13 protein-coding genes are annotated in these 13891 nt (G+C 68.7%); 5 read left to right on the top strand and 8 right to left on the bottom strand.

Annotated elements, in window-relative coordinates; all coding sequences use genetic code 11:
- Positions 1 to 87 precede the first annotated feature (87 nt).
- The gene (locus ACWPOC_RS04740) at positions 88 to 978 is read right to left on the bottom strand and encodes an LLM class flavin-dependent oxidoreductase (RefSeq protein WP_455408098.1); all 891 of its coding nucleotides are present in this window, start codon (positions 976 to 978) and stop codon (positions 88 to 90) included.
- A 30-nt stretch (positions 979 to 1008) separates the two neighbouring features.
- On the opposite strand from ACWPOC_RS04740, the gene ACWPOC_RS04735 reads away from it, so the two are divergent.
- Positions 1009 to 1653 carry an MBL fold metallo-hydrolase gene (locus ACWPOC_RS04735; protein ID WP_455408097.1) on the top strand — a complete coding sequence of 215 codons (645 nt, stop codon included), beginning with the start codon at positions 1009 to 1011 and terminating at the stop codon, positions 1651 to 1653.
- Between the two features lie 94 nt (positions 1654 to 1747).
- On the opposite strand, the gene ACWPOC_RS04730 is transcribed toward ACWPOC_RS04735, so the two are convergent.
- Both ACWPOC_RS04730 and ACWPOC_RS04725 read right to left on the bottom strand, forming a co-directional pair.
- The gene (locus ACWPOC_RS04730) at positions 1748 to 3391 is read right to left on the bottom strand and encodes an FAD-binding dehydrogenase (RefSeq protein ID WP_268655155.1); all 1644 of its coding nucleotides are present in this window, start codon (positions 3389 to 3391) and stop codon (positions 1748 to 1750) included.
- A 58-nt stretch (positions 3392 to 3449) separates the two neighbouring features.
- Positions 3450 to 4154 carry a DUF2334 domain-containing protein gene (locus ACWPOC_RS04725; RefSeq protein WP_455408096.1) on the bottom strand — a complete coding sequence of 235 codons (705 nt, stop codon included), beginning with the start codon at positions 4152 to 4154 and terminating at the stop codon, positions 3450 to 3452.
- Positions 4155 to 4293: 139 nt separating this feature from the next.
- On the opposite strand from ACWPOC_RS04725, the gene ACWPOC_RS04720 reads away from it, so the two are divergent.
- A complete protein-coding gene (locus tag ACWPOC_RS04720; RefSeq protein WP_455408095.1) occupies positions 4294 to 6420 on the top strand; it encodes an oxidoreductase in 2127 nt (708 codons plus the stop codon).
- Positions 6421 to 6528: 108 nt separating this feature from the next.
- On the opposite strand, the gene bluB is transcribed toward ACWPOC_RS04720, so the two are convergent.
- From bluB to ACWPOC_RS04695, 5 genes are all read right to left on the bottom strand, one after another.
- The gene (gene bluB, locus ACWPOC_RS04715) at positions 6529 to 7188 is read right to left on the bottom strand and encodes a 5,6-dimethylbenzimidazole synthase (RefSeq protein WP_455408094.1); all 660 of its coding nucleotides are present in this window, start codon (positions 7186 to 7188) and stop codon (positions 6529 to 6531) included.
- A gap of 1 nt (position 7189) precedes the next feature.
- Positions 7190 to 7684 (bottom strand): glutathione peroxidase, encoded by a 495-nt coding sequence (locus ACWPOC_RS04710; RefSeq protein ID WP_455408093.1) that lies wholly within the window; start codon positions 7682 to 7684, stop codon positions 7190 to 7192.
- Between the two features lie 47 nt (positions 7685 to 7731).
- Positions 7732 to 8358 (bottom strand): DUF1801 domain-containing protein, encoded by a 627-nt coding sequence (locus ACWPOC_RS04705; protein ID WP_268655152.1) that lies wholly within the window; start codon positions 8356 to 8358, stop codon positions 7732 to 7734.
- Between the two features lie 171 nt (positions 8359 to 8529).
- Entirely contained in the window at positions 8530 to 9384 is an 855-nt protein-coding gene (locus ACWPOC_RS04700) for an IclR family transcriptional regulator (protein ID WP_159416698.1), read from the bottom strand.
- Between the two features lie 81 nt (positions 9385 to 9465).
- The gene (locus ACWPOC_RS04695; RefSeq protein ID WP_455408092.1) at positions 9466 to 10347 is read right to left on the bottom strand and encodes a hypothetical protein; all 882 of its coding nucleotides are present in this window, start codon (positions 10345 to 10347) and stop codon (positions 9466 to 9468) included.
- Positions 10348 to 10548: 201 nt separating this feature from the next.
- Here ACWPOC_RS04695 and ACWPOC_RS04690 point away from each other — a divergent pair, with 201 nt between their 5' ends.
- From ACWPOC_RS04690 to ACWPOC_RS04680, 3 genes are all read left to right on the top strand, one after another.
- Positions 10549 to 11409: a VOC family protein gene (locus ACWPOC_RS04690; protein WP_194699187.1), complete on the top strand. Its 861-nt coding sequence runs from the start codon at positions 10549 to 10551 to the stop codon at positions 11407 to 11409.
- A gap of 134 nt (positions 11410 to 11543) precedes the next feature.
- Complete coding sequence (locus ACWPOC_RS04685) at positions 11544 to 12545, top strand: alpha/beta fold hydrolase (RefSeq protein WP_120281446.1); 1002 nt, start codon at positions 11544 to 11546, stop codon at positions 12543 to 12545.
- Between the two features lie 43 nt (positions 12546 to 12588).
- Positions 12589 to 13833: an acyl-CoA dehydrogenase family protein gene (locus tag ACWPOC_RS04680; protein ID WP_145693018.1), complete on the top strand. Its 1245-nt coding sequence runs from the start codon at positions 12589 to 12591 to the stop codon at positions 13831 to 13833.
- The last annotated feature ends 58 nt before the right edge of the window (positions 13834 to 13891 follow it).

Raw genomic sequence — 13891 nt, 5'->3', positions numbered from 1 at the left:
ACACCGGACATCCAGCAGTTTACCGGCCGTGGCCACCGGGACGGGCATCGGCCGAGGTCCCGCTCGTGCGAGACCCGTCACCCCCGTTCAACGCCGCTCGGCAGCAACGAGTTCGCGCACGCGGGGCGCGACCTCACCGGCGAAACGTTCGAGGTCGGACCGCTCGTCGCTACCGAGGACGAAGGTGCTGGTCCCGTGCCGCAAGGTCAGCTCGGCGAGCTGTTCGGCCCACACCTCGGGCGGCCCGTGCAGGAACGACCCGTCCGCGGTGTCCGCGAAGGTGCCGGAGATGTTGTAGAGCCGACGGATCGCGGCGGGATCACGTCCGGCACGGTGCGCGCCCTCGTCGACGAGGGCGCTCATCTCCCCCAGCTTCTCGGGCCCGGCGGCGAACGAGCTCGGCAACCATCCGTCGGCGGATCGGCCGGTGACGTCGAGCATCCGCCTGCCGTAGGCGCCGAGCCAGATGCCGAGAGCGTGCGCGGGGAACGGGCCCCGCTTCGCGCCGGTCAACCGGTAGTACGTGCCGTCGACCCGGGCCGCGCCCTTCTCGTCCGACCACAGGGCGCGGATCACTTCGATCGCCTCGATCAGCGCATCGACCGCTTCGCCGGGGCTGCGGTGCGGTCCGCCGTTCGCGGCGACGGCGTCCCAGAAGGCCCCCGACCCGAGACCCAATTCGACGCGACCCCCACTGAGCCGGTCCAGCGAGGCCGCACTCCGCGCAAGGATCACCGGCCCGCGCAGGGGCAGGTTCGCGACATCGGGCGCGACCGTCACGGTCGTGGTGCGCGCAGCGATCCACCCGAGCAACGTCCAGGTGTCGAGGAATCGCGGCTGGTAGGGATGGTCCTGGATCGTCACCAGGTCGAGTCCGGCGCGCTCCGACACCACGGCGAGGTCGACGACGCCCGCCGGGTCGGCGGCGGAGGGTGTGAGGAAGCTGCCGAAGCAGAGTTCCTGTCCGTAGTCGGTCATCGGGCTCCTTCCGACGGCATACTCGACGGCATGCAACTGACCCATTTCGGCCATTCCTGCATCCTCGTCGAACACCTCGGCGCGAAGCTCCTTTTCGACCCCGGAAATTTCTCCCACGGGTTCGAGGGCATCACCGGACTCGACGCGATCCTCGTGACCCACCAGCATCCCGACCACGCCGACACCACCCGGCTGCCCTCGCTCCTCGAGGCCAATCCCGGAGCGCAGCTGTTCTCCGACCCGCAGTCGGCGAACCTGCTCGACGGTGACTGGACCGCGGTGCGTCCCGGCGACTCCTTCTCGGTGGGTTCGTTGACCGTGCGCGGCACCGGCGGACGGCACGCGGTGATCCACCCCGACATGCCCGTCATCGACAACACGGCCTTCCTCGTCGGCGACGACGAGAATCCGTCGCGGCTGCTGCACCCCGGCGACTCGCTGTACATCCCGCACGAGCGCGTCGACGTGCTGGCCCTGCCGTCGACCGCGCCGTGGCTCAAGATCTGGGAGGCGATCGACTACCTGCGCGCGGTGAATCCGCGGGTCGCCGTGCCGATCCACCAGGGCATCGTCAACGACAACGGTCGCGGCATCTTCTACGGCCGGTACAGCGAGATGGCGCCGGAGGGCACCGAGTTCCGCGTGCTTCCGCACGAGGACGGAGTCGAGGTCTGACGCTTCGGAGCGCGAAACGGTCGTCGGCGCGGGATGTTTCGCGCTCCTACGACCGTTTCGCGCTCTGCTGTCTCGGTCGACGCCGCCGGGAGGTTCAGCGGGCGGCGGCTCGACCTGCCGCCCGGCCCGAGAAGATGCACCCGCCGAGGAAGGTGCCCTCGAGCGACCGGTAGCCGTGGACACCGCCACCACCGAAGCCGGCGACCTCACCGGCCGCGAAGAGGCCGTCGAAGACCGACCCGTCCGACCGCAGGACGCGCGACGACAGGTCGGTCTCGAGCCCGCCGAGCGTCTTGCGGGTGAGCAGGTGCAGCTTGACCGCGATGAGCGGTCCGGCCTTCGGGTCGAGGATCCGGTGCGGCGCGGCGATGCGAACGACGCGGTCGGGTGCGTAGGCGCGCGCCGAGCGCACCGCCGCGACCTGCAGGTCCTTCGTGTACTTGTTGTCCATCTCGCGGTCGCGGGCCTCGACCACCGAACGCACCTGCTCGTAGTCGAGCGGCGCCTCGGGGGTGAGCTCGTTCATGCCCGCGACGAGATCGGCGAGCGTGTCGCGGACGACGAAGTCGACACCGCGCTCCTTGAAGGCCTCGACCGGTCCGGGTGCACCCGACCTGACCCGCTGCAGCAGCAGGCGAAGGCTGCGCCCGGTGAGGTCGGGATTCTGTTCGGAACCGGAGAGCCCGAACTCCTTCTCGATGATCTTCTGGTCGAGCACGAACCAGGTGTGGTCGTAGCCCGTGCTCACGATGTACTCGAGGGTGCCGAGCGTGTCGAATCCGGGGAACAACGGCACCGGCAACCGCTTGCCGGTGGCGTCGAGCCACAGCGACGACGGGCCGGGCAGGATGCGGATGCCGTGATCGGGCCACACCGGGTCGTAGTTGGTGATGCCCTCGGTGTAGTGCCACATACGGTCGCGGTTGACGATGTTCCCGCCGGCCTTCTCGGTGATCTCGAGCATCCGGCCGTCGACGTGCGCGGGCACACCGCTGAGCATGCGCTTCGGCGGCTCCCCCATCCGCTTCGGCCAGTTCTTCTTCACGAGGTCGTAGTTGCCGCCGATACCACCGGAGGTGACGATGACGGCTCCGGCGGAGAACTCGAAGTCCCCGACGACGGCGCGGGAGGACGCCACGCCACGCGGCGCGTCGGTGGGTTCGAGGATCGCCCCGCGCACACCGGTGGCGGCGCCGTCGGTGACGACGAGTTCGTCGACCCGGTGGCGGTGCTTCAGCGTGACGAGTCCGCGTTCGACGCCTTCGCGGAGCTTGCGCTCGAAGATCTCGACGAGGCCCGGACCGGTGCCCCAGGTGATGTGGAATCGCGGGACCGAGTTGCCGTGCCCTGCAGCGTCGTATCCGCCACGTTCGGCCCAGTTGACCATCGGGAAGATCTTCAGGCCGCGCTGCTTCAGCCAGGCGTGTTTCTCCCCCGCGGCGAACTCGACATAGGCCTGCGCCCATCGCCTCGGCCAGCGGTCCTCGATCTCGCGGTCGAAGCCGGCGGTGCCCATCCAGTCCTGCAGGGCGAGCTCGTAGGAGTCCTTGATACCGAGTCGCCTCTGTTCGGGGCTGTCGACGAAGAACAGCCCACCGAACGACCAGAAGGCCTGCCCACCAATGTTGTTCGAGTTCTCCTGATCGACCAGCAGAACCTTACGACCGGCGTCGATCAGTTCACCGACCGCCACGAGCCCCGCGAGTCCCGCCCCCACCACGATCACGTCAGCGTCCATGGCCGCCAACATTACCGAGCGGAAGCCGCGACCGGGAGCACCCGGGAGGCCGGCGGGATCATGCCGCGGTGGTACCTGCGGGGCGCCGGTGCCAGCTGTAGACGGCCGGCTCTGCACCGTGGTGCAGCGCGATGTCCACGGCGTCGAGGATCGCCTGCCGAGGTCCGGACTCGGCGAGCCGGGGAGCCGCGATCGCCAGCCGGAGTACTTCACCCCGCCGCGCGACCCGCGACGCTCCGATCACCATCGCCCGGCACCACCACGGCTCCGACTTCGCACCGTCACCGATGCCGTACACCCGCGTTCTCGTCACGGTGCCCGCCGCGAGATCGCGGATTCCGGCGACGTCCGCCATCATCCGGAAACCGACCTGCGGAAGTGCAGCCACAGCTCCGGGCGAGGCGACCCACCGCGGAGGCGCGAACAGTCGCGTGCGGAGTCCTGTCTCCTCGAGCACGCGGTCGGCCGCGAGCAGGCGCAGCCGAGCCTCGTGTTCGGGCAACGTGGCGAACTCGGCGCGACGACGCTTCGTCGCAGCCTGGTCGTAGCCGTGCAGCACGATCGCGTCGCCGCCCTCGCGTCGTTCGAGCAGCCATTCCTGCGTCGCCGGATCGCGCACGAGACGGTAGTGGTCCTTCAGGCGGGGAGCGACGAGCAGCGACAACGGCACACCACGCGCATCCATCTCGCGCGCGAAGTCGTTCACGACATCACGCGTGACGTCCCGGATCCCCGACACCGACACGATCATCCGTCCGCTCATGACCCCGAGCCTGCCCCGCGCGGGTTAACAGCACCCTGCCCACCAGAGGAAGTCTCGGTGAAACCCGGTCGGACCAGCTTGCATCCCGCTCATCGAGATTGTGTCGGCGACCACATCGAGGCGGGCATACCGTCCGGGCGTGACAGTCCCGAACCAGACCTATACGCGCCTTCTCTCCCCCGGCACCATCGGGCCGATCACCCTGGACAACCGCGTAGTGATGCCCGCCATGGACATGAACCTCTGCGAGGACGGGGAGATCGAGCAGGGCGACATCGATCATTTCGTCGCCCGCGCGGCCGGAGGCACCGGGCTGATCATCACCGGATGCTGCGCGGTCGCCTATCCGGCGGGATGCGCCAGCACGAAGGAACCCGGCCTGTCCGAGGACCGGTTCATCCCCGGTCTCCGTGCGCTGGCCGACGCCGTCCACGAGGCCGGCAGCAAGCTGTGCGTGCAGATGGTGCATCACGGCAAGGTCGCTCGTATCGACACTCTGCAGGGCCGTCCGCAACTGGTACCGAGCATCCCGAAGCCGCCGAGCGACATGAGCGCCATGGCGGACTGCACCCCCGAGGAGCTGCAGCGCATGGCTGCGATCCAGGGGGGCAAGCAGGCCACCTACAACGAAGCCACCGAAACCGATATCCAGTGGCTGATCCGCATGTTCGCCGAGGCAGCGGGCCGGGTCGCTGCCGCCGGAGCGGACGCCGTCGAGATCCACGCCGCCCACAACTACGTGCTCGGCGCCTTCCTCAGCCGCTACACGAACCGGCGCACCGACGAGTACGGCGGGTCGCTGGAGAACCGGGCGCGTCTGACCTGTGAGGTGATCCGCGCGGTCAAGGACCGGGTCGGCGACCGCCTCGCCGTCATCGTGCGCCTGGCAGGGCAGGAATACGGTGAAACGGACGGCCTGACCGTCGAGGAATCCGCCGCTGCCGCAGTGCTGTTCGAGCAGGCCGGCGCCGACGCCCTCCACGTCACGGGCACCGCGCTCAACGCGTTCGCGAACTTCACCGACGGCCCGTTGCCGGACAAGGTCGGCTTCTACACCTCCGACGCCGCGGTCATCAAGCGCGCGGTGTCCATCCCCGTCATCACCGTCGGCCGCATGCTGCCGGAAGTCGGCGAGCGGATGATCGCCGAGGGCGTCACGGACTTCGTCGCGATGGGCCGTCAGTTGCTGGCCGATCCCGCGCTCGTCGCCAAGCTGAAACAGGGGCGCAGCGAACAGATCCGCCCGTGCATCAACTGCTACGTATGCGTGCAGGAGAACTTCTGGGACGCCACGCCCATCTGCGCGGTCAATCCGGCGCTGGGCAACGAAACGCTCGTGCCGTTCGTCCGCACTGCGGCGCCGAAGCACGTCGTCGTGGTCGGTGCCGGTCCGGGCGGGCTCGAGACTGCACGGGTCGCCACCGAGCGCGGGCACCGCGTCACCGTCCTGGACAAAACCGACCGGCTGGGCGGGACCCTGTGGTTCTCGACCCTCACCACCCCCGACAACGAACGGTTGCTGAAGTGGCTTACAACCGAGGTCACCCGCCTCGGCATCGATGTGCGACTCGGCACCGAGGCCACCGCCGCATCGATCCGTGCCCTGAATCCGGACGTCGTGGTCGTCGCGACGGGCGCGGTGCGGGAGCGTCCCACCGTGCCGGGCGGGGACCTGCCGCACGTGCACACCGGCGACAGTATGCGTGCGCTCATGACGGGCGCGGGCGACGTCTCCGGCCAGTCGCCTGTGCTGCGGGTGATGGGCCGGTTGGGCAAGCTCGCGGGTATCACCACGAGCCCTCGGAGGATCCGCGATCTGAGCCGACGGTTCCTGCGTTTCCTGCCGATGGCGAAGGACGTCGTCGTGATCGGCGGGTCGCTCGTCGGCCTCGAACTGGCCGAGTTCATGGCCGAGCGCGGCAGCCGGGTGACCCTGCTCGCCGAGGGGCAACAGCTCGGGGTGCCGATGGCGATGCCGCGCCGGTGGACTGCCGTCAAGCACGCGCGCGAGGTGGGTCTCGAGGTCCATCGCAACACGACCGTTCGGCGCATCACGCGGAAGACGGTGGAGTTCACGGTCGGTGGGGAGACGAAGTCGGTGCGCGCCCGGATGGTCGTCGTCGCGTCCGGGGTGTCGGCGGCGGCACCGCTCGCCGACGAGCTGGCCGGCTCGGGCATCGACGTCCGCGTCGTCGGGGACGCGGGTCGGGTCGACTACATCGAGGGCGCCGTCCACAGTGCCTGGAAGGTGGCAACCGACCTGTGAAGCGGAAGGTGGCAACCGAGCTGTGAAGCGGCAGGTTGCGACCGAGCTGTGAAAGCAGTGGGTGGCGGCCGGCGCGTGCACTCACGAACCGGCCGCCACCCCGTCGGATCAGGCCTCCCGGTCGCCCGGCGCCACGAACCTGTCGCGGTGCACGGCCTCCTCGAGCGGGCGACCCTTGCGCCAGCCGAACCGTTCGAGGTCTGGGATTTCCTGGAGCCGCGTGACCGGGCCGACGCACAGCCACGCGATGGGACGCACAGGTGCGCTCACTCCGACGAAGTCGGCGAGGAAGTCCTCCTCGTAGAACGACACCCATCCCACGCCGAGCCCCTCGGCGGTCGCGCCGAGCCACAGGTTCTGGATCGCCAGCACGGCCGAGAACAGGCCGGATTCGTCGATGGTGTGGCGGCCGAGGATGTGCTTGCCGCCGCGTTCGGGGTCGTAGGTGACGACGACGCCGGTCCCCGATTCGACGATGCCTTCGATCTTGATGGGGTCGAAGGTGCTCTTCCGGTCCTCGGGGAGCGAGTCGGCGAACGCCTGTCGGCAACCGGCGACGTGCTCGGCGAACTCCTTCAGCCGCTGTTCGTCCTGCACGACGACGAAGTCCCAGGGCTGGGTGTTGCCGACACTGGGTGCGTGGTGGGCGGCCCGCAGGATGCGCATCAGCGTCTCCTCGTCGAGCCGTTCCCCGCTGAATTCTGCACGGACGTCGCGACGCATGCGGATGATGTCGTACAGCGCGTCCCGCGCTTCTGTGCCGAACATGTCAGGCCGGCAGGATCTCTTCGAGGGCGTCGAGGATCTCGGGCGCATCCGGTTCCGTGTGGGGACGGAAGCGCGCGGCGACCGTGCCGTCGGGAGCGATGAGGAACTTCTCGAAGTTCCACTGGATGTCGCCGGCCTCGCCCGAGGCGTCCGGGTGCTTGGTGAGCTCGGCGTAGAGCGGATGCCGGTTCTCGCCGTTGACCTCGATCTTCTCGAGCAGCGGGAAGGTCACGCCGTAGGTGGCGGAGCAGAACTCCTGGATCTCCTCCGGCGTTCCCGGCTCCTGACCCATGAACTGATTGCACGGCACGCCCACGACGAACAGTCCGCGGTCGCGGTATTCCTGCGCGAGCTTCTCGAGCGCCGTGTACTGCGGGGTCAGGCCGCACTTGGACGCGACGTTCACGACGAGAACCGCGTGGCCCTCGTACGCGCCGAGATTCGTGGGTTCACCCGAGAGGGTGTTGATCGGGATGTCCTGGAGAGGCGTGGTCATGCTTCCAAACTATCGTGTGCCCGATCACTCCCCCGAACATCGGCGTGCTACATCTTCTCGCCCGGCAGCTCGGCGGCCTGCCTCACCCACTTCCGGACCTTGTCCTCGTCGAGGTCCTCGAGCCGGCGGATGTCGTGATAGCGCATCTCGGGATGCTTGGACCCCTTCTCGGGCAGCGGGTCGAGCGAACTCCCCCTGAAGAAACTCAGCTGCACGTAGTTGGTGAAGCAGCGGAACGTGAGGAACCAGCTGTCGTCGGCGGTGCCGTAGAGCGGCTGGTTCCACTTCACGGCGTTGTGGACGTCGGGAACTTCCTCGCGGATCAGCTCGTCGAGGCGCCGACCGATGTCGTGCTTCCATTCGGGCATCGCCGCGATGTAGGCCTCGACCGGTTCCCTGCCCATCCCCTTCGGTATCTGCGGGTTGCCACCCGACAACAGCTTGGGTCCGGTGCCCTTCTCGGACTCGCTCATGAGGTCTCCCCTCCTTGTCCCGGCACGGGAGCACCCGCCGGGAATCCTTCTGCGATGTAGGAGCTCGTAGACCGGCCGCCAGGCCTCCGAGTCGGTCTCCTGCGACGGCGGTTCGCCTGCCGGCAGGGCGTCGAACTCGTCGAGGCAGACCGTCCAGCCCGCGGCGACCATCGCGGCGGTCTCCCGGTCGCCGCGCTCCACAGGCGTTCCTGCGGATACGGGTACTCCCGCTCGAAGCGGATCGCGGGACGGCCTTCGACATCGACGAATCGAGCCCGGTTCTTCACAGCGACTCCCGAAGTTGTGCGGTTGGAGAGCGTTGCGTGGCTTCTTCCCCGAACTATGCCGCATCCCTCCGACAGCAGGGTGCGATCAGGAGACCCGGTCGAACTCGTCCTCGATGTCCCACTGCAGCTCCGAGGTGCTGTAGTCCTGTGCGAGCTCGCGCGCCCGGATGAACTGCGTGGCGATCAGTCGGGAGGTGCGCAGGACCGCCGCGGCAGCCTTCACCCTGTCGAGCCGGCCCGTCGCCGCCGAGACGCTCACCGCGGCGATCGGCCGGCCGTTGACGAGCACCGGTGAGGCGACCGCGCTCATCCCCATGCTGAATTCGTCGCACGCCCACGAATGACCGTTCTCGCGCACCTCGGCGAGCTGCGAACGCAACCGGCCCGCGTGCCGGACGGTACGGCTCGAGCACGGCTCCTGCCGGACGTGGTGGGCGACCGCCCTCTCACGGTTCTCGGTGTCGAGGAAGGCGACGAGGGCCTTGCCCGACGCGGTGCTCAGGGCCGGGGCCCGGCCTCCGACGACGGGCGTGACGATCCGGCTGCGTGAACTCGTGATCTGGTCGATGAGGATGACGTCCCACGATTCGAGGACGGACAGTCCCACCGTGGCACCGACGTGCAGGAACAGGTCACCGAGCAGGGGTGCGGCGACCTCCTTGAGCCCGGTCGGACGGCTGTGGACGAAGTGGTTGCCCAGCTCGAACATCTTGATGCCGAGACGGTACTGGTTGCCGTTGCGGATGACGTGGCCACTGGCGGTCAGCTGCCCGAGGATCCGGAAGGCCGTCGATTTCGGCAGCGAGGTGAGCTGGGCCAGTTCGGTCAGGCTCATGGTGTGCCCGGCGTCGAGGAAGGCGTCGAGCAGCGAGAGCGCACGGCCGACGGCGATGCTCGGCTTGACGTTGACGGCCGATTCCTGAGGGTTTCCGGAACTCACGGTTCACTGCCTTTCACCTATGACGACGGTCACCCCCAGGTGTCGAAGTCAACCACACCCACCGGCACGGTAGGGAAGTCCCTATCGACCGTACGCGTGGGTCAGGGGTTCGAAGCCGTCCTCGTACTCCCCCTTCGCCCGCTCGACCGTCACCGTCCCGAACACCTGCGAACGAAGCACCGCAGTCGCTCCCGGACCGAGTTCGAGTGCCGGACCGGCCGACGGGAGGACGAGCACCTCCCCGACGGACACCGAGCCGAACAGCGCGATCGCTCGGCGCAGCGCCGAGACCAGGTGCAGCGAGGCGGACGGGTGCGGCCGGTGCAGAGCCGTGGCACCGCCCACCTCGATGTCGAGGAGGGTTCCGGCCGGGTCGGCACCGGACGGCACGATCCAGGTGTCGGAGACGACGACGTGCCCGGCGTGAGCGTTGTCCGCGATGCACTCGAGGACCGTCGAACCTGCGGGCTCACCGACCCGTGGGCAGGCGACGACCAGCGCTGCGTGCACGCCGTCCACTGCACCGAGGATCTCTGCGACCGTCGCGTCCGGCCGGTCGATGCGTCGTCCGACGCGCAGCGCGAGCGTCGCGGAGACCCGCGGACGAACCAGGAGCGTGTCGGGGATCCCGGTGCCGGTGGCATGCACCGCACCGCCGAAGTAGTAGCCGCCGACCGCCACCTCACCGGCCGGGGTGTCGACCACGGTCACCGCGCGGCCCGCGACCCGGCACCCTTCGTCGGTTCCGCGCCGGAAATTGGTGACGGCCACGTCCTCGGCGCCCTGCTCGGCGTAGGGGGCAAGCAGTTCGTCGGCGGCTCGGGCCGGGCGCCCGGTCAGTCCGGCATTGAACAGCATGTTCGCGACCGTGCGCAGTGCCGCCTGCTTGGGCGCTTCGTCCCACGGTGCCGCCTGCTTGGGCGCTTCGTCCCACGGTGCCGGGGCCGGCGAGAGTGCGGTCATGGCGACCATGGTGCAGACCACACGGGCCGCTGAGGCAATCCGGCCGTGCCACCTGACGGAACCCCGTGGCGGTTTCACGCCGTGGCACGCGATACGTGCCAGCGGGGCGTGACCGGGGCCACTCTGTCATTCATCGCCGGACACGACCCCGCCCGAGCGGCAGGTGGTCGGTCCACAGGACGCAGGCAATCAGGAGGAAAGATGGGACGGGTCCGCGCATTCGGTTACCTGGTCGCGACCGTGAGGGACATCGAAGCCTGGAAGGTCTTCGCTGCGGACGTCCACGGAATGCAGATCGTGGAGCACACCGAGGACAGGCTCAAGCTCCGCCTCGACGAGCGGTCCTGGCGCATCGACCTGCACCGCGGCGAGGTCGAGCACATCGACGCCGTCGGCTGGGAGGTCCGCGGACCCGAGGACATCGAAGCCCTCGAGAAGGCGCTGATCGACCACGGCTACTCCACCCACCGCGCGAGCGCCGAGGAGGCCGCCTACCGCCAGGTGACCGACTACCTGGCCTTCACAGACCCGGACGGCCACGGCATCGAGGTCTACTACGGCCAGCACCGCGAGTCGACGCCGTTCGTCTCCCCGACCGGCGCGCGCTTCGTCACCGAGGGCATGGGCATCGGCCACGTGATGTTCGCGGTCAGCGAGTCGGCTCCGTTCCGCGAGCTCTACATGGACATCCTCGGCCTCGGCCTGAGCGACTACATCGACATCGGCCCGGACCCGGGTACCTTCCTGCACTGCAATCCCCGCCATCACTCGGTGGCCTTCGCCCACCGTCCCGGCTTCGGCCCGCGCCTCGGCCACCTCATGGTGCAGGTCGACAACCTCGATACGGTCGGACGCGCCTACGACCGGATCCTCGAGGGAGCCGCGCCGCTGGGCGCCACGCTCGGCAAGCACACCAACGACGAGATGATCTCGTACTACGTCAAGACGCCGTCCGGCTGGGAGATGGAGTACGGCTACGGCGGACTCGAGATCGACGAGGACACCTGGGTTCCCGGCCGGTGGAACGCCGCCCACTTCTGGGGACATCAGCGCGTCGGCTGACGGACCCCGTCGAGCCCGTCCGGCGAGGACCGGACGCCGGTGCCGAACAGTGGCACCTCGCGATGACCCCTATCCGAGAACCCGTCACACACTGCTGCTCACGACGTGATGCACGCAACATCGAGGAGGACACCGTGTCGTTGACCGACGACCAGGAGATTCACGTTCCGGGACTGCTCAGCCGCTACGTCCGGCTGCAGACGGGCGTCAAGGCCCACTACTCGACCTCGGGCGAGAGCGGTCCCGCCGTCGTCCTGCTGCACGGTGGTATCCCCGGTAGCTCCGGTTCGGCCGGATTCCGTTACATGGCACCCTTTCTCGGCGCCCACGGCTTCCGTGTCTACTGCCCCGACTTCCCCGGCTTCGGCCTGACGGAGGATCCCGGACGCTTCTACGCGTACGGGCAGGGCGGCCAGGTCGACTTCCTGCAGGACTTCGTCAACGCCGTCGCCCTCGACACCTTCTGCCTCGGCGGCAACTCGATGGGTTGCCAGAACACCGTCAATTACGTTGTCGCACACCCGGAACGGGTCGAGCGCTTCGCGGTGATCGCCGGCATGATCGGCGACCTGGTCACCCGTGACGAGATGCGCGCGGTGGACAACCGGGCCAAGAACGGACCGCTGCCCGGCAGCGGCGGCACCTACGACGGTTCCGAGACGATGATGCGCGCGATGATCGAGTCGATGGTCGTCGACCCGTCCGGCGTCACCGACGAACTGGTCACCATGCGCACCGCCGCCGCGAACCGCAACCAGGAGTACTACGACGCCAACATGGGCCGGGTCCTGCGCCCGACCGACCCCGACGAGCTGCTCCGCCTCACCACCACGGGCCGGCTCGACCGGATCTCCATCCCGGGCATCGCGATGTTCGGCGACAAGGACGTGCTCTACGCCGTGGAGGCCGCCCACCTGCAGGAGGACGCACTGCCGAAGGTGCAGTTCTTCTACCCGGAGAACACCGGCCACCAGGGCCAGACCGACCGTCCCGAGCTGCACAACCAGGTCTTCCTCGAGTTCTTCCGCGACGGCAAGGTCTCCTGGGAGACCGCGCAGGCCGCCGGCATCTCGACCCGCCGCGCCCCCCGTCCCGATCTGGTCGACGTGCCCGCTGACGCCCTGTCCGCACGCTGACCCCGATACCTCTTCGCCCACTCTCGTACCAAGGAGCATCCCGATGACCACCTACGCCGAACCCCCCGTCACCACCACCGGTCTCTCCCTCGTCGAGCGCGCCCGGCAGATCGCCCCGATCGTCGCCGAGTACGCCGTCCAGAACGATCAGCAGCGCACGGTGGCTCCCGAGGCCGTGCAGGCGATGATCGACTGCGGCCTGACCCGGGCACTGCAGCCCGCGCGGTACGGCGGCGAGGAGGCCCACCCGGCCGACTTCGTCGAGGCGGTCATCGAGGTGTCGAAGTCCTGCACCTCGACCGGCTGGGTCCTCATGCTGCTCGGTGTCCACAGCTGGGAGGTCTCTCACATGACCGAACAGCTCCAGGACGAGCTGTTCCTCGACGATCCGACCACGCTGCTCTCCTCGTCCTACGCGCCGCACGGCAAGGCGACGCCGGTCGAGGGCGGCTACATCCTCGACGGTTCGTGGAAGTCCTCCTCGGGCATCACGCACGCCCAGTGGGTGATCCTCGGCGCATCGGTCGAGGTCGACGGCAAGCCGATCATGCACAACTTCGTCGTGCCGCTGTCCGAGGCCGAGATCATCGACGACTGGTTCGTGCTCGGCATGCGCGGCACCGGTTCGCGCTCGGTCGCGCTGAAGAACGTCTTCGTGCCGGCGCATCGCGTGCTCGACCGCCAGATCCTGCTCGCTCAGGCAGGTCCCGGCCTGAAGCAGAACGTCAACCCGCTCTACCGGATCCCGCAGGGCTACCTCTACAACCTCGTCGCCGGTGCGCCCGCCCTCGGTGCCGCCTGGGCCTTCTACGACGAGTACGTCGCCCAGCTGAAGAAGTTCACCCGCCGCTTCGACAACCAGAAGCTCAGCGAGGACCGCGTGGAGCTGCTGCGCATGAACGACGTGCGTGTGCGCCTGTCCGATCAGCAGGAGACCGCTCTGCGGTGGCTGCGCAAGGGCTTCGAGCAGGCCGAGAACTTCGAGATCCCCGGCGATCTCGAGGCCGCCCGCGGCATCTACGACATGGCGCGCACCGCCGAGGCCGCACTGAACGTCCCGCAGCAGCTCATGCCGTCGATGTCGGCCAGTGTCGTGCACGAGGCCAACCCGCTCTCGCGCATCTACCGCGACCTGATCGTGGCCCGCCAGCACTTCACCCAGAACACCGACTTCGCCGCCGCGACCGCGGCGAACCTCGAGATGGGCAATCCGGCGGCCGCAGCCTTCCTGCTCAGCGACGAGGACCGCGCCGGCGCCCGCGAGCGCTCCGCCCGCCTCTACAGCTGATCAACGGTCGGGAGGCGCGGCCGGAACCCGGTCGCGCCTCCTCGTCATTCCGGTCCCG

Source organism: Rhodococcus sp. 5G237, from assembly GCF_053764735.1.
The sequence above is the reverse complement of the archived record's forward strand: the minus strand, read 5'-3'. Positions and strand labels throughout refer to the sequence as shown.